Source organism: Corynebacterium falsenii (assembly GCF_020099275.1).
GTDB lineage: Bacteria > Actinomycetota > Actinomycetes > Mycobacteriales > Mycobacteriaceae > Corynebacterium > Corynebacterium falsenii.
The window spans coordinates 1,194,042-1,220,425 of record NZ_CP083646.1 but is presented as its reverse complement, the minus strand read 5'-3'; the positions used below and the strand labels follow the sequence as shown (position 1 = coordinate 1,220,425).

Below are 26,384 nucleotides of genomic sequence, written 5' to 3'. Positions count from 1 at the left end.
GCACCGTTGGCACTGTTTACGCTGCGACTGCGACTGCGATTTGTTGGTCCACAGACGGCATCGGGTCACGCAGGACGTGACTAACACTTCTACAAACATATATGAGTGTCCGAGATCACGTTTGTGACTTCAGCATAATCCTCTCAGATACACCTTCGCTTCCCACCCGCTGCCCCACCCGCTGCCCCACCCGTTCGTGCGCCCAACTTCGCCTGTGTGCCCACTCTTGCCTGCACCATCCTGCACAATAGCTTCTGTGACTTCTTCCGACCCCTCCTCCGCAACCCCCGCGTCGCCTACCCCCACTGGCTCCCCCGCCGGTGATCGGGACATCGCACCCGAGGTTTTCGACGCCCTTCGCCGCCTTGCCTCGTTGTGCGGTGTGGCCACAAGCTACACCGGCCAGGACGGCTCGGCGGTTCAGGTCAGCCCGGCCACGATCCTGTTTGCGCTGCGTGAGCTGGGCCTTTCTGTTCCCTCCCGCGTGTCGGAACTTTCGGCCTCTCTTCTCGACGCCACCATGGACGCCCACATCGCCACCCAGCTGCGGGCTGTCATTGCTCCGACGATCACGGGGACGGACAACGCGCCGCGCTCGGTGCAGGCGCATTGCGAGGATGACCAGCACCTGCGGGTGTGGTTGGAGCCGGAAGACGGCAGTGAGCCGATCGAGTGTGAGCAGCTCCCCAGTTTCGTTGAGCCCACGGTGGCGGAGGGGCGCACGTTTGTGACCTCCACGTTTTCCGTCCCGGCCATTGCCGCCGGATGGCACACGCTGCGCGCGGACGTGTACAACCGTGGTACCGGTGATGCCGAGCCGGATCGGTCGGTGTCTGCAACCTATATCGTTGCCCCGCAGCAGCTCAGCTCCACGAAGGACTACGTGGACAACCCCGCCACGGGTGTGATGGCTCAGCTGTACTCGGTGCGCCACGCTGGGGCGTGGGGCATTGGCGATTACCGGACGCTGCAGGTGCTCGGCGACTCGCTGCGGCAACTCGGCGGGGCGGATTTCGTGCTGGTGAACCCGATGCACGCGGCCGAGGCCACTCCCCCGGTGGAGGATTCTCCGTACCTGCCGACCACTCGCCGCTTCACCAACCCGATCTATCTGCACATCGAGGACATTCCGGAGTACCGAGACAACCCGGATCTGCAAAAAACCATCGATGATCTGGCCGCACCACTGGCGCCTATGAATTCGGCGGCTGCACTGTTGGATCGCACGCCCATCATGGAAGCCAAACTGCAAGCCCTGCAGCTGCTCTACAGCGCGGGTCTGAGCGAGCAGCGCCGCTCGGAGCTCGACGAATTTATCGACCGCGAAGGCGAAGGCCTCGAGGGCTTCGTGACCTGGTGCGAAAAGCAGACCAATGGTGAGCTGTCCGCGGACTTCTTCGCCTGGGTGCAACTGCTGTGCCAGCAGCAAGAAGGGCAGGCCCAACGTGCATTGGAAGAGCACATGCGCATCGGGCTCATGGCCGACCTGGCGGTGGGCGTGCACCCGGAGGGCGCGGATGCTTTCACCTTGCAAGACACGCTGGCGCACGGCGCGAGCGTGGGCGCCCCGCCGGATGGCTACAACCAGCAGGGTCAGGACTGGTCGCAGCCGCCGTGGCATCCGTGGCGGCTGGCGGAAGCTGGCTACGCACCGTGGCGGGACATGCTGCGGACCATCTTGCGCACGGCCGGTGGTATTCGCATCGACCACATCCTGGGGTTGTTCCGCCTGTGGTGGATTCCTCGCGGAGAATTGCCGACGGAGGGCACCTACGTCTCCTATGACCACGAAGCACTAATCAGCGCCCTGGTGCTGGAGGCGGAGCGGGCTGGTGGCGTCGTCATTGGAGAAGATCTGGGGACATTTGAGCCCTGGGTACAGGAGTACCTCGCGTCGCGTGGCGTGATGGGAACCACGATCGTGTGGTTCGAGGGCGATGAGAATGGCCCGAAGAAGCCGGAGACGTATCGCCAGCTGAGCCTGACCTCCGTGACGACGCACGATCTGCCGCCCACGGCTAGCTATCTGCAGGGCGGGCACATTGAGCTGCGCGATCGCCTCGGGGTGCTGACGCGCCCGGTGGATGAGGAGTTCGCCGACGACGCCCAGTGGCAATCCGCAGTGTTGGGAGCCATCGGGCAGGTAGGTGGGTTCTCGGGATACGAGTGCGAGGAATACTTCGTGGGGGCGACGTCCCCGAACGTGGCCGATGAGGTTGAGGATCCGCGGCATGGCCGGGACCGGCGACCGGGCGGGGCCGATGGGCTGTCCGGGAATGCTGCAGCTACAGCGGATGCGGCTGACACGGCAGATACGGCAGGTACAGCTCCCAGCAGCACAGGAATCATCGAGGGCATGCACGCCTTCTTGTCCCTGACCCCGAGCGCGCTGCGGTGCGTCGCCCTGGTGGATATGGTGGGCGACTTGCGTGCGCAGAACCAGCCGGGGACAACGCAGGAGCTGTACCCGAACTGGCGCATCCCCCTGTGCGATCACTCGGGCCAGGCGGTGCTGGCGGAGGATCTCCCCCGGTATGAGCTTGCTCGCGATGTGCTCGACGCGGCGAGGGGTGGGCGCCGCTAGAAGCTCACGACGAGAAGCGGGGAGCTAGGACAAGCTAGAACACAGACGTTGCGATCCAGGCCACGAGCAGCACGACAAGTAGCAGCACGAGGGCCTGGCGGACCTTGGAATGGTGTTTCATTCTGAGCGGCTTTCTTCCTCTGGGTGGTCGGCTTCGTGGTCGGCTATGGTGTCGGCTTTGATGTCGACAGGATCGTCGGTGGAAAAGGCTTGCAGCGTGGCGGTGGGGCCGTCGCTGGAAATCCCAAACGCTTCGCGTTCCTCTGCCGTGCTGGGCGCGATGGTGAACAGCAGGAACTGCAAACCATACGCGACCACGGAGCACACGGCCAGCAGCACGATGAGCACCACGGGGGTCTGGACCCACACTGGTGCGTTCACAATGCTGTCAATCATGGGTTTAGTGTACGCTGCCGCTCAACCCGCGCCGGCGAAGCAGCGGCTCCACGGAGCGTTGCTGGCCGCGGAACATCCAGAATGCATCCTCGTAGTCGATCGTGGCGCCGCGGGAGAGGATCATGCGGCGGAAGCGATCGCCGGCGAACCGGACGTCGTCTGGGTCGATGGTGACGGCTGCGTCGTCTGCGGCGGCATTCTCAGGACTCTCAGCACTCTCAGGACTCTCAGCATCCCCACGAGCAGCTCCGGTATCCACGAAGGCCTGGAAGCCATCGGCATCCAGCACCTCGGCCCACAAGTAGGACCAGTAATCGGCCGAGTAGCCGCCCGCGAAAATGTGGTTGAAGTAGGAGGAGCGGTAGCGCGGAGCAATCGCGCCGTTCATGTCCACGCCCGCCTCTGCCAGGGCTTCTGCTTCGAAGGCCTCCACATCCGTGACCTTTTCCGCCTCCGCGCTGCTCAGCGTGTGCCAGGCCAGGTCCAGCCAGCATGCCGCGAGGTATTCCGTGGTGGCAAAGCCCTGCCCCCACTTCGATTGCTCCCGCACGGCCTTCACCAGCCGGTCGGGCAGCACCTCGCCTGTGTCAACGTGCTTGGCGTAGTGCTGCAACACCTCCGGTTCCAGCGCCCAGTTTTCGTTGATCTGGGACGGGAACTCCACGAAGTCCCGCGGCACATTCGTTCCCGATAGGCTCGGGTAGCGCACATCCGAAAGCAACCCGTGCAGGGCGTGGCCGAACTCGTGGAAGACCGTGCGCACCTCGTCGATGCTCAGCAGCGCTGCCCCACCGGCGGCCGGCTTGGCAATATTCATGACGTTGACCACCACCGGCGCCTGCGCCGTGAGGTTGGCCTGCTCCACGAAGCCGCTCATCCATGCGCCGCCGCGCTTGGTGGAGCGAGCGTAGGGGTCGGTGAGCAGCAGGCCGATGCCGACCTGCTCGCCGTCGATGTCCTCGCTGAGCTCCCACACGCGCACGTCCGGGTGGTAACCCTTGAGGTCCGTGCGCTCAGTCACGTCGATGCCGTAGAGCCGCTTGGCCGCGTAGAACGCGCCATCGACGAGCACCTGTTCGTAGGGGAAGTACTTCTTCAGCTCGGCTTCGTCCACGTTGAGCTCTTCTTCGCGCAGCTTGCCTGCCCAGTACGGCCAATCCGCGGCCGACAGCTCGTCGGCACCGCCACTCACAGCCTTATTGTCCAGCGCCCGCTTGTACTCACCGTGCGCGTTATCCACCGCCGCCGGCGTGACCTGCCGCAGCAGATCCTCCACCGCCGCCAGGCTCCCCGCGGTCTCTTCCTTCGCCACAAAATCGGCGTGAGTATCGAAGCCCAGCAGTTCCGCCCGGTTGGCCCGCAACCGCACGATATTAAGCAGGGTCAGGTCCGTGATCCCCTTCGCCCGGTTCAGCGAGGCCTCGTGCACGCGTCGCCGCGCCTCCGGGTGATCGAGGCTCTCCAGGATCGGCTGCACGCTCGGCAGTCCGATGCGGATAAGCCATCCCTCGTGCCCAGCCTCCTTGGCCTCGGCGCGCAGGGCGTCCTTGTCGGAGTCGCTGAGCCCGGCCAGCAGGTCTTCGTCCTCGATGAGCACGGCCGCCTTTTCCATCTGCTCTTGCAGCATGGCCCCGAACGCGGTGGTCTTGTGCGCAAGGGTGGCGTCGATCTGCTTGAGGGTCTCGCGCTGCTCCTTATCGAGCTCCACGCCGCCGCGCAAGAACCGCTTGGCCCAGTACTTCTGCAGGGCCTCTTCCTCGCTCCCTTCGGGTGCCGGCGGGATCGCGCGGAGCCGGTCCCATAGTTTCGTGTTGAGCAGCATGTCGCTGGTGTGCGCCGCCAGCTCCGCGCTCACGGTCCCCTCGATCTCCCGGATCTGCGGCGTGGCCATCGTTCCCGCGTAGTTGAAAACGATGGCGAGCACGCGGTCCAGCATCGCTCCGGATTCCTCCAGCGCCTCGTAGGTGTTCTCCCACGTTGGTTCTGCAGGGTTGTCGGCAATCGCGGCCAGCTCTGCGGCGTGGTCGGCCAAGGCAGTGCGAAATGCCGGCACGATTGCGTGATTGTCTAGTTCCTCCTGGACGGCGTCGAAATCCGGGAGTTGGTAGGGCAATACGGAAGCGTTCTGGAAGTAGTCCATGGGCACCCACTTTAGTGAATGGCCCACCGAGGCAAGCCGTGCCCCTTTAGCCTGGGAATCATGAGTTCAGCTTCTGGCCCCACCACGGTCCGGGTCATCACCGAGGACACGACCATCGTGGGCACCACCGATGGCACCACTGATCGCTTCCGCTCGGTGCCGTATGCCACGCCGATCGTGTCGGTGGCCGATCGTTTCGCACCCGTCACTCCCATCGCGGGTCGGGGTCCCTGTATGGTCGACGCCACCAGCCACCCCCACCACCCCAATCCCCATAGCCTGTCGATCACGACCCCGGCCGGGGCCAGCGCACGCAGTGGTGCTGGGTTGCCAGTGGTGGTGTTCGTCCACGGCGGGCGCTACGAGGAGGGTGATGCGAACGAGGCGTGGTACCGCGGCACGTCGTTCGCCCGCTCGGGGTGCGTGTATGTGAGCGTGAACTACCGCATGGGCTTCGACGGATTCCTGCCGCTCGATGACGAGGACCAGCCCAGCGGATACGACCCGGCGCGTGAGCCGGGGTATTTACGCGGTGCGGAGGATATTGCCGAGGCACTGCGCTGGGTTCGCGCCCACATCGCGAGGTTCGGCGGGGACCCCACCAACGTCACGGCCATGGGGCAATCCGCCGGGGCGGCGCTGGTGTGTTGGTTGTTGACGAGCCCGCGCACTTCGGGGTTGATCCACCGGGCGGTGGTACTGTCCTGGGGCTTCCCGCGGCGTGGGTGGCAAGAGCGCAGGGCCACGGCCGCGCGCGTGCTCGGGTTGCGGTCGCTGGCTCAGCGGGTGGGCCTGGCGCCTGCGGCCATCACACGGGCGGATGTGGCGGGGCTCAGCCACGACCAGGTCGACCGCGCCTACCGGCGGTTTTCGCGGATCTACCCGCACGATTGCGCCGTGGGGCCCTCCCCCTTCCGGGCGGACACCATGGCCACCGTGCCGATGCTGGTGGGCAGTATGCGCGATGAATTCGTCAACATGGCTCCGGCTCCGGCATTCGATCGGCTCGCCGGGTCGCGCAACCGCGTGGTCTCCGGAATCGGGTGGGCACTGGGGTACGCGACGGCGACGTGGGTGGAGCTGCCCGTTGCGGCGTCGAGAAAAAAGAAACAACTGTGGAAGCGCTATGTGAGGCAAGCGGGTGCGCCACGGCCGATGGGGCGGGCGATCGGTGACGGCGTGATCCGGCGGTGGGTCAACGAGGTCGCCGAAGCGCATGCTCGGCGGGCGCAGACGTGGATGTACGAGTTCCACAATGACACGGCTGACCGGCACCTCGTGGCGCAGCACTGCGGCGACCTGCCGCTGGTGTTCGATGCGTTGGCGGTTACGGACGAGCGGGTGCGTCGGTTCTGTGGGCCGGATGCGCAGCGGAGGTTGCAGCCGCTAGCGGATGAGTTTCATCGGATCGTGGTGGATTTTGCTCATGGGCGGCGGCCGGAGTGGCCGGAGTTTCGTGCCGATGACGGGCGGCGGGCGATGATGTTCGACATGGGTGCGGTGAGTGAGGACGGGGGCAGCGTGGGTGACGTCGGGAGTGATCCGCTGCGGGTGGTGCGGGCGATCATGGAGCCTATGGAGTCTATTGAGTCTTCGGCGTTTTCGGTAAAGAACGAGTGAGCAGCCACACCGGACAGCGAGGCACGGCGGTGCGTCTCGGCGGTGAGGCTCTACAATGACGGGCATGAGTAAACACGCCTTGGATCACGCCCTCGATGCCAACTCGCACCCCAGCGACGAGGTGACTGTCGCCGACCTCGATACGCTGCGAGCGCGCGGGACGATGAAGTGGAGCGTCTACGAGGACGGGGTGTTGCCCATGTGGGTCGCGGAATCGGATTTCGAGACCTGCCCAGCGGTGAACCACGCCATCCACGAGGCGACCGACCGGCAATACTTCGGCTACGAAAAGCGCGACGGCGCCACCCAGAAGGCCCTGTGCGGGTTCCTGGGGGAGCGCTTCGGCTGGACAGTCTCACCGGAGTGGGTGCGCCTGGTGCCCGATGTGGTCAAGGGCGTGGCCGTGGCGATTGAGGAGCTCACGCCCCAGGGGTCGGATGTGATCCTGCCCGTGCCGAGCTATCACCCGTTCTTCGATGTACCGAGCGCAACACACCGCCCGAAAGTGGAGGTGCCGATGATGCGGCGCGGTGACGGCGGCAGTGACAGCGACAGCGACCACAGCGGCGAGTGGGCGTTCGACATCGCGGCGCTCGAGAAGGCATTCAGCAGCACGTCCAACCCCAATGGCGTGGGCGCCATGATCGTGTGCAACCCCTACAACCCGCTGGGTCGGGCGTGGCGCCCCGAGGAGCTCGAGGAGCTCGTCGAGCTGGCGGATAAGTACGGCGTGCGCCTGATCTCCGATGAGATTCACGCCCCGATCGTCTACTCGCCTGCCCGCCACACCCCGCTGGCCTCCCTCAGCGACCGCGCAGCAGAAGTCACGGTGACGGTCACCGCCACCTCGAAGGGCTGGAACACCGCCGGCCTGCACTGCGCGCAGATGATCTTCACCAACCCCAAAGACCGGGAAGTCATGGCGAAGGTCAGCCCGCTGCGGACTGGCTCGGCCTCCACGCTGGGACAGGTCGCCACCGAAGCCGCATACACGCAGGGCGGGGCCTGGCTAGATAACGAGGTGGAATACCTCTCCGGCAACTTGGATCTGCTGGAACGCCGCCTGGGTGAGGTTCTCCCCGGTGCCACGTTCACCCGCCCGGAAGCCAGCTACCTGCTGTGGGTGGATGTCAGCGCCGTGCCGGGCCTAGCCACGCAACCGGGAAAGAAGATCCTAGAAAAAGCCAAGGTGGCCTTCAACGAGGGCACGATGTTCGGCGCGGGTGGCGAGGGACACGTGCGCATCAACTTCGCTACCAGCCGCGAGATCCTCAACGAGGCTCTGGACAGATTGGCAGCTGCTGATTTCTCGCAGTAGTGTTAGCTACTCATGATCGCAGCTTTCAGCCGAATTATCCGGTCCACGCGTGAACTCTGGTCCTTCTATGTCATCGTGATGATCGCGAGCACCGTCACCGCGGTGCTCGCTCTCGTTTCTCCGTACCTGGTCAAGGTGGCCACGGACACCATCGTGGGCACAGTGAGCGGCAACGGGGATGTCGATGCCGCCACTCGTACGATCATCTGGCTGGCGCTGGGGCTGCTGGCGGTGGAGCTCACCAACACGGTTGTGCGCAACGTGGGCGGCTGGTTCGGCGACGTCATGGCTATGCGGATGCGGCAGATCCTCTCCAACCGCTACTTCGCGAAGCTGCTGGCCCTGCCGCAGGGCTACTACGACAAGCAGGTCACCGGCACGATCATCTCCCGCCTGGACCGCTCGATTCTGGGGTTGACGGACTTCATCAAGTCCTTCGCCAACAACTTCTTCTCGATGCTGCTGACGGTCATCATGATCCTGGTGATCACCGCGATCTACTACTGGCCGCTCGCTGTGCTGTTGGCCGTGATCTTCCCGCTGTATCTCTACCTGACGATGTTGACGTCGAAAAAGTGGATGGTCTGGGAGAAGGACAAAAACGAGCACATTGATACGGCCCAGGGGCGCTTCGCCGAGGTCATCGGCCAGGTGAAGGTGGTCAAGTCCTTCGTGACGGAGCTGCGCGAGCTGCGCCTGTTCCAGGGCCACTTCGCCTCCACCATTTCGCTCACCCGCGAGCAGTCCCGGTGGTGGCACTTCATGGACGTGCTGCGCATGGGTGGCATGAACATCATCTTCTTCGCGATCTATCTGATGCTGTTCTGGCGCACCCTGCGCGGCGACTTCACGCTGGGCGACATGGTTCTGCTGCTGCAGTATGTGCTCATGGCACGGCAACCAGCCGGAATGATGAGTTGGATGGTCGACGCCGCACAGCGCGCCGCCGCCGGTTCGCGCGAGTACTTCGAGACGATGGAGGAGCTGGAGGAGCCCTCGGCAACGAAGCCCCTGCTGGAGGCATCCCGCCCCGGTGGCCCGATGGTCATCGACAAGGCGGACATCGAATCCAGCGAAACCCCGCAGCTGCAGGCACCGGCCACGGGTCCGGTCATCGAATTTAACAACGTTGACTTCGGCTACGAGGCCGATGAACCAGTCATCCATGGTGTGTCCTTCTCCGCCGAGCGCGGCCAGCGGGTGGCGCTGGTGGGTGAATCTGGCGGCGGTAAGTCCACGCTGGTGAACCTGCTGCTGGGCCTCTACCGCCCCACCTCCGGTCAGCTGAAGGTGTGCGGGCAGGATGTGTCCGAGCTCTCGGCGGCTCAGCTGCGCAGCTCCGTGGGCGTGGTGTTCCAGGAGCCGGCGCTGTTCTCGGGCACCATCCGCGAGAACATTGCCTACGCCAAGCCGGGTGCCACCGACGAGGAAGTCGAGGAAGTGGCCAAGCGAGCCTTCGCGCACGATTTCATCATGAGCTTCTCCAAGGGCTACGACACGCTCATCGGTGAGCGTGGCCTGCGTCTGTCTGGCGGCCAGAAGCAGCGCATCGCAGTGGCTCGCGCAATGCTCAAGGATGCCCCGGTGTTGATCCTGGACGAGGCCACCTCCGCACTGGATACCAAGGCCGAGCGCGTGGTTCAGGCCGGTCTAGATCAGCTCATGGTGGGCAAGACCACGCTGGTCATCGCGCACCGCCTGTCCACCATCGCCGGCGTGGATACTATCGTGACGCTGGATAAGGGCCACGTGGATGAGGTCGGATCCCCGGCCGAGTTGGCAACCTCCGGTGGCATTTACTCCGAGCTGCTGCGCCTGACGAGCAGCTCGTCTGCGGAGGATCGCAAGCGGCTCAAGAAGTTCGGCTTCACCGACGGCATGGACGGCCTGGATGACGACGAGGACGAGGAAGATTACGCCGCCATCGAGGCTCAGCTCGCTGAGAAGGAATGAGGCTTCGGGGAGTAGGCTGTCACCATGACTTCGGCAACAGCTTCTGATTTCCCCCCTCACATCGATTCGTTCGAACTTCCCGACGGTTCCACCGTGCAGGTCGGCTCCCCCGAGGCGCAGGCTGCGGAAAAGGAGGTGCGCCGCAACGACCGCGGCCGTGTGTTCCACAGCTGGTCCGCGCAAGGCGCCATTAACCCGCAGCCCATCGCAAAGGCCGAGGGCGTGTGGATTTACGATTATGAGGGCACAGGCTACTTCGATCTCGCCAGCCAGCTCGTGAGCGCCAACCTGGGCCACGCTCACCCGGATCTGGTCGAGGCGATCCAGCGCCAGGTCACCCGCGTGGGCAACCTCAACCCGGCCTTCGCCAACGACGTGCGCGGCGAATTGGCAGACACCATCGTGGAGCGCGCCCAGGGCGAGTTCTCCCACGTGTTCTTCACCAACGGCGGCGCGGACGCCATCGAGCACGCCATCCGCATGGCTCGCCTGACCACGGGCAAGCAGAAGATCCTCAGCGCCTACCGCAGCTACCACGGAGCGACGGGTTCCGCGATCATGGCCACCGGTGAGGCCCGCCGTCTCGGCAACCCGACCACTGACGGCGATATCAAGCACTTCTGGGGCCCGTTCCTCTACCGTTCCCCCTTCCACTCCACGACGGAGCAGGAGGAGTGCGAGCGCGCTTTGGAGCAGCTCGAGCAGACGCTCATCTTCGAGGGCGATGTGGCCGCGGTCCTCGTAGAGCCCGTGGTGGGTTCGTCCGGCATCATCGTCCCGCCGGAGGGCTACCTGCAGGGCGTGCGCGAGATCTGCGACCGCCACGGTGCCAAGTGGATCGCCGATGAGGTGATGGTGGGCTTCGGCCGCACGGGTCGGATGTTCGCCTACGAGCACGGCGGCAGCGACCTGCAGCCCGATCTCGTGACCTTCGCCAAGGGCGTCAACGGCGGCATGGCGCCGCTCGGTGGTGTGATGATGACCGAGGAGATCTACAACCGCTTCAAGGACAGCTCCTACCCCGGTGGGCTTACCTACTCCGGTCACCCCGTGGCCTGCGCTCCCGGCGTGGCCGCCCAGGAGGTCTACCGCCGCGAGGGCACGTTCGATCACGTGGCTCAGGTGGGCGATGAGGTGATCCGCCCGGCCCTCGAGAAGATCTCGGAGGCGCACTCCGAGGTAGGCAACGTTCGTGGCCGCGGGTTCTTCTGGGCAATTGAATTTGTCGCCGACGCCACCAGCAAGCAACCCATGGATGCCGACCGGATGGGTGCACTGGGCGCTGCCCTGAAGGCATCCGGGTTGTGGCCCATGGTGTCGGGCAATCGCCTGCACATCGCTCCCCCGCTGGTGACCACCGGCGAGCAGATGGAGTGGGTCATGGAGCAGATCACCGCCGCGGTGGATGAGGTCTTCGGCGCCTAGTTTGCGGCGTACGCGCCCCGACACAACGAAACACCACGGGGGCTGTGCTCGTGCACAGCCCCCGTGGTGTTTTACTTCGCTTCGCGGCTTAGTTCTTTGCGTCGCCCACGATCTTGTTGAAGGCGTCGGAAGCCTTGTCCTTCAGCTCGTTGGCCTTCTCCTTGATGTCAGACTTGGTCTGATCAGCGCGGCCTTCGTTCTTGAGGCTGTCGTTGTCGGTGGCTTCGCCGGCAGCTTCCTTAGCCTGGCCTGCAACGCCCTCTGCCTTGTTCTTCAGTTCATCCATGGACATAGTATGCCCTACCTTTCTTGAGCCGTCGTGGCTCAAATCAAAAGTGTCGACGGTGCCCAGGTAGCTTGTCACCGTAGTGATACCTGGTTGTAGGTCACAAACAACGTGGCGTTGTTCTCCCGCAACCATATACGGCTTGTGCCAACTAGGCAGTGGGATTAATTGTACTCGTAGAATCCCTTGCCGGATTTACGCCCGGTGTGGCCGGCGGTGACCATGCGGCGCAGCAGCGGCGGGCATGCGTAGCTCGGGTCGCCGTACTCCTTGTACATGACATCGGCGATAAAAGCGCAGGTGTCGAGGCCAACCATGTCCGCGAGGGTGAGCGGACCCATGGGGTGGTTAGCACCCAGCTTCATGCCGGCATCGATGTCTTCGGGGGTTGCCACACCGTTTTCCACCATGCGAACCGCAGACAACATGTAGGGAACTAGCAGGAAGTTCACAATAAAGCCCGAGCGATCCTTCGCGCGGATGGCGGTCTTGCCGAGCACGTCGGTGGCGTAGGTCTGGGCGCGCTCCACGACGGACTCATCGGTGGTGAGCGCGGGAATGACCTCGACGAGCGGCAAAACCGGCACGGGGTTGAAGAAGTGCAGGCCCATGACGCGCTGCGGGTTCTCCGTGGCGCTGGCGATCGTCTGAATCGGCAGGGAGGAGGTGTTGGAGCACAGCGGAGCGTTCTTGTCCTCCACGATCTTGTCCAGCTTGGAGAAGACGTCCTTCTTGATGTCCTCGTTTTCGATGATGGCTTCCATCACCATCTCGCGGTCGGCGAAGTCCTCCAAGTTGGTGGTGAAGGTCAGTCGGGACAGCGCTGCATCGCGGTCCTCTGCAGACAGCTTGCCGCGATCCACGGCCTTGCTCAGGGACTTCTCGATCCGCTGCTTGCCAGCGTCCGCGAACTCCTGCTTAGCTTCCCACACCAGAACGTCACTGCCTGCCTTGGCGGCAACCTCTGCAATGCCGGAGCCCATGAGGCCAGCACCGATAACGCCTACACGTTGAACCATCTTTGTTGCTCCTCTCGTCTGCCCGGAACGACCCTGTCCCGCACAGCTTGATTGCGGTTATTTTTAGATCTTTTCAACCTGTAGCCAGTGTAACGCTTCTCACTACCCCACTGGCTTGGTTCGACAAGATCACTGCTGAGGGCTCTCCCCTGCCGGGCGATCCGGTTCGCCGGTAAGGTCTTCTAGCCGACGACCTTGCTCGTCGATGCGGTAGCCTTCGGCGTCGACCCAATGACCTTCCTCGTCAATGAGGTTGTCATCCTCATCGACCAAGTGACCGTCCTCGTTGATGAGGTTGCCCTCTTCGTCGACGAGGTGACCGTCTTGGTCGTAGAGCTTCTTAGTGGGAGTCGGTTCAGGTTCTTCCTCCATGCGGCCGAACACGCCCAGGTCGCCCTCGATGAGGACGTTGCCGGGAATGATGAGGTTGCCCTTCTCGTCGAACTCGAAGCGCGGGAAGGCGTTGCCTTCTTCGTCGTAGCCGGGGGCGGGGGCGGCCTCGAACTCGGCGAGCTTCTCCGCGCTGTCTGCCTTGCCCCACTGGCGGGTGACCGGCTCGGGGCGGGCGGCGTAGTCGGAATTCATGCCCTTGATGAGCGAGTACATCATCACCACGTTGGTCAGCATGAAGGGGAAGCCCACGATGATCACGGTTTCCTGCAGCGCCGTGATACCGGATCCAGGTGCCATGATCAGGATGGCGCCGGCCACGGCGCCGATGACCACGGCCCACAGGATGCGGAAGTACACCGGGGTGGCGGCGTCCTCACCGGAGGCAAACATGTCGTTGATCAAAGCGGCCGAGTCGATGGACGTCACGAAGAAGATTGCCACCACGAACAGCGCCAGCAGGCTCACCGCGAAGGTCCACGGGAAGTGCTCGAGGAATCCGAAGAGTGCCGCGGACGTGTCGCCGTCTTGGACCACCGGTCCGGACAACACGCCGGGATCCTTACGCTCGATGTCCAGACCCGCGTAGCCGAAGATGGCGTACCACACGATCACGAAGGCAGTGGGCAGCAACAGCACGCCACCGATGAACTCGCGCACGGTGCGGCCGCGGGAGATGCGGGCCACGAACATGCCCACGAAAGGCGACCAACAGATGGTCCATGCCCAGTAGAACACGGTCCACTTGCCCTGCCAGCCCGGGTGTACGTCTTGGGAGTCAGACCAGAACATGATCTTCGGCAGGTATTCGGCGTACAGAGACGTGGCATCCATCGTGCCGCGCAACAGCAACAGCGTGGGGCCGGTGAGCAGCACGAAGACCATCAGGCCGGTGGCGGTGAGGATGTTGATATTGGACAGCCACTTGATGCCCTTGTTCAGGCCGGTGGAAACGGACACGGCCGAGGCCGTCACGATGACCGCGAGGATTCCGATCTGCACCCACGCCACCTGGGGAGCACCGAACAGCTTGGCCAGGCCGGAGTTGATCTGGAGCGTTCCCAGGCCCACGGACACGGCGATGCCGAAGACCGTGCCGATAATCGCTAGCGCGTCGATAATTTTGCCCGGCCAGCGGTAGATCGCATACCCCAGCAGCGGGGCGAAGATACTCGAGACGCGTGGCGGCAGGTGGCGCTTGTAGATGAAGTAGCCCAAGGCCAGTCCCGGCAGCGCCAGGATGACCCACATGTGCAGACCGAAGTGGTACAGGGTGAAGCCCATGGCCTCGCCCACGGCCTTGTTGCTCAGCGGCTCGGCATCTTGCATGGGGACGTTGACCGCGTGGTTGAGCGGTTCCGCCACGCCATAGAACATCAGGACGGATCCCAGGCCACCAGCGAAGAGCATGGCGAACCAGGACTTCGTAGAGTGCTCGGGTTGTTCACCATCGACGCCCAACCGCATCCTGCCGAAACGGGATACGAACAGCACCATGAGGAAGATGAAGCAGATCGACACGCTGCCGATGTAGAGCCAGTTGAAGTTCGTCAACAGCCAGTTGGCGGCGGTGCTGAGGACGTCCGCAGCACGCTGCTTGAACGTGATGGTGGTGATGACGAAGATGAGGATGGAGCCGAAGGACAGCCCGAAGATGAGCGGATCAACCTTGGCCTTCTTGCGCGTCGGTTCCGTTGCGGAGTCGCTAGACGCTGCGGGGGCATCCGCGGTGGCTACCGAGCCGGTGGAGCCCGCGGCTGTGATGCCGGCAGTAGTGGTGCCGGTGGTCTCGCCGGAGCTACCTCCCTTGTTGGGGAGGGTGGAGTACTCGGAGAGTATCTCGGAGCCCTTTCGCACCCGGACTGCGCGAATCTTTTTATTCGCCATCAACGATCACTCTTTCTTGCACTCGATGTTCTCCTTGCGACGTCAGTCATCCGTACACATTATCGGCAACGGGGAGCCTGCTGGAAAAAAGTAGCGCTGCAGGCACTGAAGAATTCACTACAGAACCTCTACCGACCTAGCAGAGCTCCCACAGCTTTCCTCAAGGAAGGCAGTTTAGATTAGTGATCACTGGTCAACAGAAAGGATCACAATACGAACGGTCATTCTCCTCTTGAAACGTCAGCGCTGAGCCCCCAGGTCTAACGGACCTGGGGGTTTGGTGTTGTTCTGGAGAAGGTCGCTCGACTGTGGTGCGCCTAGGCACACCGGGCCCGCTATTCGCGCAGGAAGTCGGCGATGGGGTCGCGGCTGATCTTCACATCGACGATCACGGCCTCGCCGCGATGCTGCTCGAGGAACGTCGCCAAGGCCCCGCCGACCGCCAGCTCCTCCGGGCTGGTGATCGTGATGCCCTCCACCCCGAACGGCGCTCCGGCCGCGGCGAAGCTAACATCCGGCACCTCCATGGGATCCAGCTCCAAGCCCTTCCGGGCGTACTGGTGGACTTCGGCGCCATAGGCCGCGTCGTTGAGAACAATAAGCGCCCCTCCCCCGGCCGAGTTCCCCACTTCCGCCAGGAATGGCTGCGCGTCGGCCAGCCCCATGAGTGTTCCGCCATCACCGCTGATCAGCGCCGTGAATGATTCCGGACGCGCCGCCGCCACACCCACGCCGGAGGAAAGCCCCAGGCCGATGGTCATCACTGCCGTGCCCACGAGGATCGTGCTGTACGGATCCGGTGCGTCCACATACTTCGGCACCCACCCCAGGAAGTGCCCACCATCCGTCACCACGCTGCGGCGTGGGGGAAGAAGGGCGTTGAGGCGTCGGAGAACAAAACGAGGATCGAGCTTTCCATCGCTGGCCACCTCATTGAAGCAACCCAGATCCAGCTCCTCGGTTTCCTCCGGCGGCAACGTGCCGAGTTGATCGCGCCACGTGCCTGCCGGAACGTCCGTGGCATCATCCGCCACGGCGGCCAGCAGGTGCGGAATCGCCTGCTCGAGCGGCGCGCGCAGATCGCTATCGACGGTGACGAACGGGCGGTGCAGCGGATTGGAGTCGATGCGCACAACGCGGGCGCCATCGCCAAAGAGCGTGCCGGCCCGCGTCTGCAACTTGTTCAGGCTCGCGCCCAGAACGAGCACAAGATCCGCGCTGCGGAACGTTTCCAGGCGACCGCGGTGGGCAAAGCCACCGGCAACACCGAGGTTCCAGTGGGGATCCACGCTGCTGCGCGCCATCACGGTGGTGCAGGTCAGGGCGCCGAGGGTCGCGGCCAGTTCGTCGATCTGCGAGCATACCCCGGCCTCCACGGCACCTCGGCCGACGACGATGAGCGGACGATGTGCCGCGCGCAACTCGTTTGCCAGGGACTGAATGAATTCATCGGTGTTGTCCACGATGGTGCGCACTGTGTTGTGGTTCCCGGCGGCCTCGGTGTCAGGTGCGTTGACCACCGCCCACTGCGTGCGGCGCATCTCTGCCCGGCCTGCCACGGCGACACTCTCAGGGTCCTCCCCCGCCTCGCGATCGGTGGGGTGATCGATGCTAACGGCACCCGGATCGGCCAGGGTCCCCTCCCGCACCACCAAGTCGAAGGGGACGAACACCACGACCGGCAAGGAGGTCCGCCGGGCCGTGTTGAAGGCTTCGGCCACGAGGTCGGCGGCCTGCTGCACATCCGCGCAATGCTCCTCGGTCACCACCACGGACTGCAATCCCATGGCAGCGGCGATGGCGCGCTGATCAATGTCGATGGGTCGCAAACCCGCCGCCGGAGCGTCGGCGGTGATGTAGACCAGGGGAATCCTGGCCGCGTGGGCCTCGCTCAGGGGTGTCAGGGCATTACTGAACCCCGGCCCGTACGTGCTGGTCGCCACCGCGATCGTTCCGGTGGCGCGATAGAAGGCGTCAGCTGCGGCGACGGCACCTGCCTCGTGCCGCGTGGAGATGTACCGTCCCCCGGCGCGGTGGAAGTCGCTGACGATGTGAATGTTCCCGTTGCCCACCACACCGAAAACGGTTGCCTGCTCGGCGAGGAGTTGGCGGGCGATGAAGTAGGCTACATTCTTGTGTTCGACATTCTTATGTTCGACATGATTCACGATCGCTAAGTGTAGCTAGTGGACGCGACAAGCACATGGCTTATCGCCTCTACTGCCAGTGCTCCGTCACCCCGCCGTCACCGCTACGGTCGCGGTAGATCGGGCACCTCGCTGAGGAGGCTCTCGATCGGGCTCGGCACATCGGTGATCGTGGGCAGTTCGATGCTCGGCGGGGTTATCTCCGGCAGATCCGAACGCCCAGGCAGCTGGAACCCGCCGTTGTCCTCGGGGGTCGTTTGGGTCGGGGTGGGCGTAGGCGTGTTGGCGGTCTGCTCGGTGCTGGTGGTCTTTTTATCCGACGCCGGATCGTCCCCGCTGCCCAGGGTGTTAAACAGAATCACGCCGATAATCACCAACACAATAACGGCGATGAGCGTGATCGCGATCTTTGCAACGCCGGAACCGCCGCCCCGCCCCGAGGACGCTGGCGTGGCCGCGCGGGAGCCAGGACCGGGGCCGAACGACGGCTGTCCGTTGCGCGGGTCGTAGCCGGGGCGGGGTTGCCTAGGTTGCTGCGCGGGTTGTTGCGGCCCCTGTTGCATCGGCTGCTGCATGCCTGGTTGCATGGGCAACTGCTGGTAACCACCTTGCTGATAACCGCCTTGATGGACCCCTGCCCCGTATGCCGGGCCGGCGCTAAAGTATTGCGTCTCGTCGTGGCTGTAATCCGAGTTGTAGTCCGGGTTGTAATCAGCAGCCCGGCGGTACTGCGGAGGCTTCGGTCCGCGCTGCGGTTCGGACTCGAGGTCGGGGCGGCGAAACTGCTGGGTCTTATCGTTAGCGTTGTCAGCGTTGTCGGCGTTATCGGCATTACCCGAGTAGTCAAAGCCCTTGTCGGAACTCATGGGGGTTTCTCCTGTTGCGTCAGTTCACCAGCGTTGCTGGCAGCTCAATCGTTGGTGGCAGGGTCAGCGGAAAACGAGGTTCATCACGTCGTCGCGGCGCACGGGGCTCAAATCCCACGCATCCACTCCCACATCCACTTGGCCCGGCCCGGTCACCGGCTCGACGGAGTGCAGGTGGCCATGGACGAGGTGCGGAACATCCAGCCGCAGGGGATCATGGCGAGACACCATTCCCTCGTGGTCATAGCCCGGCCTTGGGAAGTGGCACATCCAGTAGTCCTGCCCCTCCCAGATCGCGTACTGGAATGACTGTACCGAATCGAAGACATCGAGGAAGTCCGCTTGAGACTCCGAGCTGTGCTCATGCAGCGGATGGCTGGAATCGTGGTTTCCGCTAATGAGGTGGAATCGCACGGGCTCCGCAGCATCGCCGGTGTGGCGCAGCGGGGTAAACAGCTCCTTGAGCAACCGCAGTGCCCGTTGCTCTTGGGGCGCCCATCCGGAAGAGATGTCACCGAGCACCCACAGAGTGTCGCCCGGGGAGAGGGCCTGGGACAGGTTGTGGAGAATCACGCGGTCGTGTTCCTCCACGTCGTCGAAGCCTCGAAGTCCCGCCACAAAGGGGTGGCCGAGGTGGAGGTCGCTGGTGTACCACGTCTGCGCCATGTGGTGTTCGTGCCTCCTGCTCTGTCTCGTCTCTGTCTCGTTTGTTTCTCGTCGGGTGCGATGGGGTCGACTCGTCGCCGCCACTCACAGCTGCCACGTGTAGCCGCCAGTATAGCCATAGTTAATCGCCGCTAACCATACCCCATGCCACTCTGTGAGATTTCTGTTTCATATAGTGGATACATGACTCGAGAGGACACCCAACACCAGCAACCATCCCCCAGCGCGCCATCCCCCAAGGCGCCATCAGCCAGCGCGCCATCCGCCGCCGAGGAACGCTCCGCGACCATCGCCGTGTGGGCCTTCCCCGCGTTCATTCTCATCGGCGCGGCCGCGGCCTTCTTCTTCCCCGCGCCGTTTACTCCCCTTGCTCCGCATGTCACCACGATGATCGCCGTGATCATGCTGTGCATGGGCCTCACACTCACACTCCCGGACTTCGCCCTAGTTCTCCGCCGCCCGCTGCCCATCCTCGTCGGCGTCATCGGCCAGTTCGTCATCATGCCCCTCGGGGCCGTCGCCGTGGCCAAGCTGTTCGGACTCAATCCGATGCTCGCCATCGGCCTGCTCATGCTGGGATCCGTGCCCGGCGGCACCACCTCCAACGTGGTCAGCTACCTGGCCCGCGGAGACGTCGCCCTCTCCGTCACCATGACGTCCGTATCCACCGTCCTCTCCCCCATCGTCACGCCCATCATCATGCTGCTGCTAGCCGGGGAGGAAACGCCCGTCAACGGCTCGGCCATGGCCCTCGCCCTCGTCAAGACAGTGCTGCTGCCCGTCATCGGCGGCCTCGTGTTGCGCGTGGTGTTCAACCGCGCCGTCACCGCCATCCTGCCGATCCTGCCGTGGCTGTCCATCGTCGCCATCGGCGGTGTGGTTTTCCCCGCCGTCGCGAAATCCTCCGCCACCCTGGCCACGGTGGGCCTCACCGCGCTGCTCGCCGTGATCATTCACAACCTCATTGGCTACGTCCTCGGCTACGGCGCAGCCAAGGCCACCGGCGCCAGCGAGGCGGTCTGCCGCACCACCTCCATCGAGATCTCCACCCAGTCCGCGGGCCTGGCCTCGGGCATGTCCGGGACCTACTGGGGCCCGGAAGCCGCCATCCCAGGCGCCATCGCCGCCGTGTGGCACAACGTCTCCGGCGCAATCTTCGCCTTCGTCATGCGCCGCGTGGACGCCCGCCGAGCCGCCGCGTCCGATGCACTTGCCCCAGCCGACGCCTCCCACGCCCCCATCGCACCCACGGCGTCCTAGCCCGGGCCCGCGCTCACCTTCTAGACTGGGGCGCATGCGAATCTACGGCTTTGACTCCTACGGCGGCCCCGAAGTGCAGCGCTTCCTCGAGGTCCCGGACCCCACCTCCGCCGAGGGCACCCCTGGTGGCGTCGCTATCGAGACCACCGCGGTGGGACTCAACCCCGGCGACATCAAGGTGCGCAGCGGCCAACGCCAGGGTGCCTTCCCCGTCGAGTTCCCCATGGCCATGGGTCGCGAAGCCGCCGGTCGCGTGATCTCCTCCGATCCTTCCACCGGCCTGTCCGCCGGCGATCGCGTGTTCGGCTCCTGTCTCGCCGGCGTCGGTGCCCTCGGGGAGGTCACTATTCTCGACGCCACCTCCACCACCCCCATCCCCGATGCCGTGGAGGACTTCCAGGCGGCGTGCCTTCCCGTCGCGGCAGGCACGGCGTGGGACGCCCTCCACGAGCTCAACGCCGGCGACCCAAATGCCGAAAAACCCCAGCGCGTGCTCGTCCTCGGCGCAGGCGGCGGGGTGGGCACGTTCGCCGTGCAGATGGCCCGATACCTGGGCTACTCAGTGGTTGGCGTGGCCAGTTCTGCGAAGAAACTGCTGGTGGAGCGCCTAGGGGCGCATCATGTGGACTATGCGGAGTTTCTCAACCAACCCGTCAACCAATCCATCGAGGTGACACGAGAAGTGGCGCGGGAAATCATCGGCCCCGTCGACGCGATTGTCGATGCCGCCGGTGGAGATTCGCTCCGCATCCTCGCGGGACTGGCTCCGGAGGGAGCGGTCCGCAGCGCTGCGGACCCGGCACTCGCCAGCGAGCTGGGCGGGCGGGGAATACGGCGGCGTCGAACACGAGAAGTCTTCGCGGAGCTCGCGGACTTGGTCGCTGAGGGTGCCGTGACGCCAGTGATCGACAACCAATTCTCCTTCGACCACGCAGCGGATGCGGTCAAGGACGTCGAGGCTGGGCACAGCTTGGGCAAGACCGTCGTGCGGCTATAGCGGAGCACCGCCGGGGGCCCGAGTGGTGGGTGCTACACCTGGGGTGGCAGCAGGCTTCCGCCGATGAAGGCGAGCACGAACATCGCGATGATGATGGCCCACCAGTGGCGCTTCGGCAGCAACGGCAGCTCGTCGGTGGGGGTGGCGAACGCGGCCTTGGTCATGGGGTCCAGGGATTCCCACACGTCCCAGTACTCGCTGGAGGTGGAGGCCCACTCGCGGACGATCTGACTGTCCCGGCGGTTCCGCCACAGCCAGTAGGCACCCGGAAGGACGAACATGGCCATGTAGCACAGGGCCATGATGACCTGCGATGTCATGCTCATCGTCTCGTACCCGGGCTGGCGGGAGGACTGATCGAACACGGGCATGATCATGATCGCCCCGAGGCCTATGCTGGTCCACGAGGCGATCTTTTTCGCCTTCCTAGGGCGGTACTTCGTGAGCCGGTGCTGGCGCACCGCAACGTCCGCTCCCCGACCGCGGTTGGCGGGGTCGTTAGGGTTCCCGGTGTCGTCGGAATCGTCCGGGAACCATCCTTCGAGGGATTCGTGATGGCGCATGGTTAATTCTTATCGCTAGTTGTTATCACTAGTTGTTGTCCGTGGACAGGGCGGCGACGAAGGCCTCCTGCGGCACCGAGACGGAGCCGATGGACTTCATGCGCTTCTTGCCTTCCTTCTGCTTTTCCAACAGCTTGCGCTTACGCGAAACGTCGCCGCCGTAGCACTTGGCCAGCACGTCCTTGCGCAGGGCGCGGATGTTCTCGCGGGCGATGATCTTGGAGCCGATCGCCGCCTGGACGGGCACCTCGAACTGCTGGCGGGGAATGAGCTCCTTGAGCTTCACGGTCATCTTGTTGCCGTACCACTGCGCATTATCGCGGTGAACGATGGCGCTAAACGCATCCACCGGATCACCCTGCAGCAGGATATCGACCTTAACCAGGTCTGCCAGCTGCTCGCCTGCCTCCTCGTAGTTGAGGGAAGCATAGCCCTTGGTACGAGACTTCAGCTGATCGAAGAAGTCGAAGATGATCTCGCCCAACGGCATGGTGTAGCGCAGCTCCACGCGATCCTCGGAGAGGTAGTCCATGCCGCCCATCTGGCCGCGCTTGGACTGGCACAACTCCATGGTCGCGCCCAGGAACTCAGCCGGGACGATGACGGTCATCTTTACGATCGGTTCATAGACCTCACGCATCTTGCCGCCGGGCCAGTCCGAGGGGTTGCGGACATAGACCTCGGAGCCGTCTTCCTTGACCACGCGGTACACCACCGACGGCGCCGTAGAGATGAGGTCCAGGCCGAACTCGCGCTCAAGCCGGGTACGGGTGATCTCCATGTGCAGCAACCCCAAAAAGCCGCAACGGAAGCCGAAGCCCAGGGCCACGGAGGTCTCGGGCTCGAACGTCAGCGATGCGTCGTTGAGCTGCAATTTCTCGATGGCTTCGCGCAGGTCCGGGTACTGATCGGCGCTGATGGGGAATAGTCCGGAGTACACCATCGGGGTGGGCTCTTCGTATCCCTTCAGCGGCTGGGTGGCGCCGTTGGTGGCCCACGTGATCGTGTCGCCCACCTTGGACTGGCGCACGTCCTTCACGCCGGTGATGATGTAGCCCACCTCACCCACGCCGAGACCCTTGGTCTTGACGGGTTCGGGGCTGACGACGCCAATTTCTAGCGTCTCGTGGGTCGTGCCCGTGCTCATCATTTCGATCTTCTGGCGCGATTCCAGGCGGCCATCCATCATGCGCACGTACGTAACCACGCCGCGGTAAATGTCGTAGACCGAGTCGAAGATCATGGCACGGGCCGGGGCATCCGCATCACCCACCGGCGGCGGGACGAGCTCGCAGACGCGATCCAGCAGCTCGGGCACGCCCTCGCCCGTCTTGCCGGACACGCGCAGAACCTCCTCCGGCTCGCAACCGATGATGTGTGCCAGCTCCAGGGAGTACTTTTCTGGATCAGCGGCGGGAAGATCGATCTTGTTGAGAACCGGGATGATCTCCAGGTCGTTTTCCATCGCCAGGTACAGGTTCGCCAACGTCTGGGCCTCAATGCCCTGGGCGGCGTCGACAAGAAGGATGCAGCCCTCACAGGCCTCCAACGCGCGCGAGACCTCGTACGTGAAGTCGACGTGGCCGGGGGTGTCGATGAGGTGCATGATGAGCTCTTCACCAGCGTGCTCACCGCTGCGGGGAACCCAGGGGAGGCGCACGTTCTGCGCCTTGATCGTGATACCGCGCTCGCGTTCAATGTCCATGTTGTCTAGGTACTGATCGCGCATATCGCGGTCATCGACCACGCCGGACATCTGCAAAATGCGGTCGGCGAGCGTGGACTTACCGTGATCGATGTGGGCAATAATGCAGAAGTTACGGATCCGCGATGGGTCCGTAAACGTCTCCGTGGCGTAGTTCTTCTGCTTCGCTGCCATGGATTGCCCTCCTCTAATGGTTAATCGAAAGTCAACCCTACCTTGTACGAAAGCCCAGGTGTGAAAGCCCTGTATAAGTTCGACCTCCCCCTTGGACTCACGATGTAGGATGAGACACATGGGTTCTGGCAAGGAAAATTTCCTGCAGCGTTTCATAGCGCGCCATTTCCAGCGGCGCGACAACTTGGAACGCGGCCTGCGCGGGCTCAATTCGCACATGGGTCTGGCCAATCGGCGCGACACCGTGCATGAGCACGAGCACGAACATGAGGTAGCCGACGAAACCATCAAGACCCCCAGCCAGGAACTCGCCCGCCCCATCTTTTATGCCCCCGATATGGACGGCCAGGCGGACCCCGGCGAGGTCGTGTGGGCAGATATCCACACCCACCACGGCGAAACGCTGGATAAGCGCGCTGTGCTCATCATCGGACGCAAGGATCACACGCTGCTCGCCATGCTGATTTCCTCGAACGACGAACACGCCAATCAGAAGAATTGGCTGGAGGTCGGCAGCGGCCCATGGGATCCGGCGGGGCGGGAAAGCTGGATCAGGGTGGATAAGATCCTGCAGATTCCGGAGTCGCTCATTCAACGGCGCGGTGCCGCCATGCCGGAACGGCGCTACGAGAGGATCGCCAACTACCTGCGTAGTACGTACGGCTGGTACTGAGGGGTCTTGGGGCTCGGGTCTTGTGACTCCGGGTAATTTTCGGCTCCCAGCCTGCAGCTGGTAGAGTCTCTACAGTTCATTAGTTCCCTGAGCTGATGGGTGGCACTACCGCACCGCGCTTATACCTTGGGCGTGGTGTTAGAGAACGTAGCGCCACGGATCGTCGAATACCGATTGTTGTCCGTAATCACCCGCAGCCCAGGTTCCACCCGCTGTGAACGTGAGATTGGAAAGAGGTACGCCACCCATGGCAAACATCAAGCAGCAGAAGAAGCGCGTTCTCACCAACGAGATCGCTCGTCGTCGCAACCAGGCAATCCGTTCCCGCCTGCGCACCGAGACCCGCAAGTTCAACGCCGCTGTTGAGTCCGGCGACAAGGAAGCAGCCGAGGCACAGCTTCGTCTGGCTTCCAAGATGTACGACAAGGCAGTGACCAAGGGCACCATCCACCGCAACAACGCGGCCAACAAGAAGTCCGGCATGGCCGCTCGCTTCAACAAGATGGCTTAATGCCCCACGGCGGATCACTCGCCGTGGCGTTAACTCTGTTAACTCGCATTTGCTGCAGCTCACCGCGTAAGCACCGAGCTGGTCGCCAGCCCGCATTCTCATTCACGGTAGCTTTGTAAGAAAGCACACCGACGGTGAGGATGCGGGCTGGTGTCATTGTTGGGCCACTGTGGAGCCACTGTGGAGCCACAGTGGCCGACCAGCCCCGCTCTCGCCGACACTTTTGCCCCGGAGGAGGCGTCTTAAGTTCATGAAGACCCGATTCAGATCAGCGCTGCTTGGCACCGCACTGGGGGATGCCTGGAGTTATCCCTACCAGTTGCCACCGCAATCCTCGGCCACTCCCCTCCCCGAGCGCTTGCAGATCAGCGACGACACCCAGATGACCCTGGCTCTGTCCACTGCCATGCGCGCTATCGACGCCGAGAAACTCGACCGGGATGCCGGCATGCGCGAGATCGGTCGGCAGTTCTTGGACTACTACGGCGACCCAGATTATGACCGCTTCCCCGGCGCCTCCACCACGGAGTCGCTCAAGCGGCTGAAGGAAAAGGGCACGGAACAGTGGTCGGAGGTCTCCACGCACTCCGGTGGCTCGGGTGCCGTCATGCGCGTCTCCGCCTCGGCGTTGCTCGCTCCCTCGCAGCAGGGCGTGGGCTGGTCTGTGTTGCAGGCGATCCTCACGCACGATTCCGGTGTAGCCCGTGCGTCGTCGGCCGTCGTGGCCTGCATGATGATGGCGGAGAAGGGCTCCGACCTCATAGAGGTGGCCGGTGGCATCGCCGGTGATAAGAACTTCGATTCGGATGTGCTGCTCACCAGCGAGGAAAAGTCCGGCATCCTCACCGACCTCGATGAGGCACTCATCAAGGATCTCACCGGCCCGGATGTTCCCTTCACCGAGCTCGTCTCCCGCGTCGCTGAGGTCCGCGACTACCTCACCCCCTTCCTGGTAAAGGATGATTTCGAGGAGCTGTACCGGCACGCGCGCAAGTTCATGCAGATCTTCGGTCGCGGCTGGGACTCCGGGTCCTGCACCGCCTCGGCCATGCTGTTGGCCCAGTTGTACCTGGATCATCGCCAGCGCTACTACCCGCACGATTTCCTCCACGTCGCCGCCAACTGGCCGGGCAACCGCAATACCCGCGCGTCGCTGACGGGTGCACTCATCGGCGCCCACCTGGATAATGGCCCCGAGCAGTGGGAGGAAACCCGCACCTACGGGTTCGAGCCGCGTTACAACCACGCGATCCACTCGGGCTCGTGGAATGGCTTCTCTCGGCACAGGTAAGCAACCACTAGGATTCTGGGCATGACCAACACCACCCCGAACGCACAGCCCGAGTCGATCGTTTTCGTCTGCCAGAGCAATCGCGGCAAGTCCGCCATGGCCGCGGGTCTGTTCGCCAAGCGTGCCGCCGACGCCGGCCTGAGCGTCCACATCGATTCCGCCGGCACCCGCGCCGAGGACGGCACCACGTACAACGAGGAGTCCGCGGAGTCCCTGGCTCGCGTCTCCGCAACGATGGGTGCGCCGGATCAGGCTGGTCCGCAGCGCGCCACTGCCGAGATGCTCGGCTCCGCCGATCGCGTAATCGTGGTGGGCGGGGCGGATCTCGGTGAGGTCTCGGGCTTCGACGCCGCTACGAGCGCACACGTCTCCCGGTGGACTCCCGCGGAGCCCAGTGAGGAAGGCTTCGAGGGCGCCGAGCGCATGGATCTGCTGCGGGATCGCATTGATGCGTACGTGACCGACCTGGTCGACGAGATCACCGCTGCGCACGGCGACACGGAGAGCTCCTAG

At 63.8% G+C, this 26,384-nt stretch carries 21 protein-coding genes; 11 read left to right on the top strand and 10 right to left on the bottom strand.

The features are described 5' to 3' along the window. Positions 1 to 331: 331 nt before the first annotated feature. Positions 332 to 2,584, top strand: coding sequence for a 4-alpha-glucanotransferase (locus LA343_RS05390; protein WP_025402328.1), 2,253 nt, complete (start codon positions 332 to 334; stop codon positions 2,582 to 2,584). 117 nt (positions 2,585 to 2,701) lie between these two features. Here LA343_RS05390 and LA343_RS05385 read toward each other — a convergent pair whose 3' ends face one another. Further along, entirely contained in the window at positions 2,702 to 2,980 is a 279-nt protein-coding gene (locus LA343_RS05385; protein ID WP_025402327.1) for a hypothetical protein, read from the bottom strand. Between the two features lie 4 nt (positions 2,981 to 2,984). After that, on the bottom strand, positions 2,985 to 5,120 hold the full coding sequence (locus tag LA343_RS05380; RefSeq protein ID WP_025402326.1) for a M3 family metallopeptidase: 2,136 nt from the start codon (positions 5,118 to 5,120) through the stop codon (positions 2,985 to 2,987). A gap of 60 nt (positions 5,121 to 5,180) precedes the next feature. Between LA343_RS05380 and LA343_RS05375 the strand changes: the two genes are divergently transcribed. The 4 genes from LA343_RS05375 to LA343_RS05360 all read left to right on the top strand — a co-directional run bounded on the left by LA343_RS05375 (position 5,181) and on the right by LA343_RS05360 (position 11,436). Beyond that, complete coding sequence (locus LA343_RS05375; protein WP_025402325.1) at positions 5,181 to 6,740, top strand: carboxylesterase family protein; 1,560 nt, start codon at positions 5,181 to 5,183, stop codon at positions 6,738 to 6,740. 64 nt (positions 6,741 to 6,804) lie between these two features. After that, positions 6,805 to 8,058, top strand: coding sequence for a MalY/PatB family protein (locus tag LA343_RS05370; protein WP_025402324.1), 1,254 nt, complete (start codon positions 6,805 to 6,807; stop codon positions 8,056 to 8,058). A gap of 12 nt (positions 8,059 to 8,070) precedes the next feature. Beyond that, a complete protein-coding gene (locus LA343_RS05365) occupies positions 8,071 to 10,011 on the top strand; it encodes an ABC transporter ATP-binding protein (protein ID WP_025402323.1) in 1,941 nt (646 codons plus the stop codon). Positions 10,012 to 10,035: 24 nt separating this feature from the next. Beyond that, positions 10,036 to 11,436, top strand: coding sequence for an aminotransferase class III-fold pyridoxal phosphate-dependent enzyme (locus LA343_RS05360; protein WP_025402322.1), 1,401 nt, complete (start codon positions 10,036 to 10,038; stop codon positions 11,434 to 11,436). 88 nt (positions 11,437 to 11,524) lie between these two features. On the opposite strand, the gene LA343_RS05355 is transcribed toward LA343_RS05360, so the two are convergent. The 6 genes from LA343_RS05355 to LA343_RS05330 form a co-directional block, all read right to left on the bottom strand. Beyond that, positions 11,525 to 11,722: a CsbD family protein gene (locus tag LA343_RS05355; RefSeq protein ID WP_182840959.1), complete on the bottom strand. Its 198-nt coding sequence runs from the start codon at positions 11,720 to 11,722 to the stop codon at positions 11,525 to 11,527. Between the two features lie 164 nt (positions 11,723 to 11,886). After that, complete coding sequence (locus LA343_RS05350; RefSeq protein WP_025402320.1) at positions 11,887 to 12,741, bottom strand: 3-hydroxybutyryl-CoA dehydrogenase; 855 nt, start codon at positions 12,739 to 12,741, stop codon at positions 11,887 to 11,889. Between the two features lie 129 nt (positions 12,742 to 12,870). Then, positions 12,871 to 15,018 carry a BCCT family transporter gene (locus tag LA343_RS05345; protein ID WP_081737282.1) on the bottom strand — a complete coding sequence of 716 codons (2,148 nt, stop codon included), beginning with the start codon at positions 15,016 to 15,018 and terminating at the stop codon, positions 12,871 to 12,873. Between the two features lie 335 nt (positions 15,019 to 15,353). Further along, positions 15,354 to 17,186 carry a thiamine pyrophosphate-binding protein gene (locus tag LA343_RS05340; RefSeq protein ID WP_025402318.1) on the bottom strand — a complete coding sequence of 611 codons (1,833 nt, stop codon included), beginning with the start codon at positions 17,184 to 17,186 and terminating at the stop codon, positions 15,354 to 15,356. An 83-nt stretch (positions 17,187 to 17,269) separates the two neighbouring features. Beyond that, positions 17,270 to 18,031, bottom strand: coding sequence for a hypothetical protein (locus LA343_RS05335; protein ID WP_025402317.1), 762 nt, complete (start codon positions 18,029 to 18,031; stop codon positions 17,270 to 17,272). A 63-nt stretch (positions 18,032 to 18,094) separates the two neighbouring features. Next, positions 18,095 to 18,697, bottom strand: a complete 603-nt coding sequence (locus tag LA343_RS05330; RefSeq protein ID WP_025402316.1) for a metallophosphoesterase — start codon at positions 18,695 to 18,697, stop codon at positions 18,095 to 18,097. 183 nt (positions 18,698 to 18,880) lie between these two features. Here LA343_RS05330 and LA343_RS05325 point away from each other — a divergent pair, with 183 nt between their 5' ends. Together LA343_RS05325 and LA343_RS05320 are read left to right on the top strand one after the other, a co-directional pair. Then, positions 18,881 to 19,957 (top strand): bile acid:sodium symporter family protein, encoded by a 1,077-nt coding sequence (locus tag LA343_RS05325; RefSeq protein WP_025402315.1) that lies wholly within the window; start codon positions 18,881 to 18,883, stop codon positions 19,955 to 19,957. Positions 19,958 to 19,991: 34 nt separating this feature from the next. Next, a complete protein-coding gene (locus tag LA343_RS05320; RefSeq protein WP_025402314.1) occupies positions 19,992 to 20,954 on the top strand; it encodes an NADP-dependent oxidoreductase in 963 nt (320 codons plus the stop codon). 32 nt (positions 20,955 to 20,986) lie between these two features. Here the strand turns inward: LA343_RS05320 and LA343_RS05315 are convergent, their stop codons facing one another. Next, positions 20,987 to 21,517, bottom strand: a complete 531-nt coding sequence (locus LA343_RS05315) for a hypothetical protein (RefSeq protein WP_025402313.1) — start codon at positions 21,515 to 21,517, stop codon at positions 20,987 to 20,989. A gap of 28 nt (positions 21,518 to 21,545) precedes the next feature. Next, positions 21,546 to 23,396, bottom strand: coding sequence for a translation elongation factor 4 (gene lepA, locus LA343_RS05310; protein WP_025402312.1), 1,851 nt, complete (start codon positions 23,394 to 23,396; stop codon positions 21,546 to 21,548). 118 nt (positions 23,397 to 23,514) lie between these two features. Here lepA and LA343_RS05305 point away from each other — a divergent pair, with 118 nt between their 5' ends. The 4 genes from LA343_RS05305 to LA343_RS05290 all read left to right on the top strand — a co-directional run bounded on the left by LA343_RS05305 (position 23,515) and on the right by LA343_RS05290 (position 26,384). Continuing rightward, complete coding sequence (locus LA343_RS05305) at positions 23,515 to 24,069, top strand: type II toxin-antitoxin system PemK/MazF family toxin (RefSeq protein WP_025402311.1); 555 nt, start codon at positions 23,515 to 23,517, stop codon at positions 24,067 to 24,069. A gap of 247 nt (positions 24,070 to 24,316) precedes the next feature. Then, positions 24,317 to 24,580, top strand: a complete 264-nt coding sequence (rpsT, locus tag LA343_RS05300) for a 30S ribosomal protein S20 (protein ID WP_025402310.1) — start codon at positions 24,317 to 24,319, stop codon at positions 24,578 to 24,580. Positions 24,581 to 24,830: 250 nt separating this feature from the next. Beyond that, entirely contained in the window at positions 24,831 to 25,871 is a 1,041-nt protein-coding gene (locus LA343_RS05295) for an ADP-ribosylglycohydrolase family protein (protein ID WP_025402309.1), read from the top strand. 21 nt (positions 25,872 to 25,892) lie between these two features. After that, positions 25,893 to 26,384 (top strand): arsenate-mycothiol transferase ArsC, encoded by a 492-nt coding sequence (locus tag LA343_RS05290; protein ID WP_025402308.1) that lies wholly within the window; start codon positions 25,893 to 25,895, stop codon positions 26,382 to 26,384.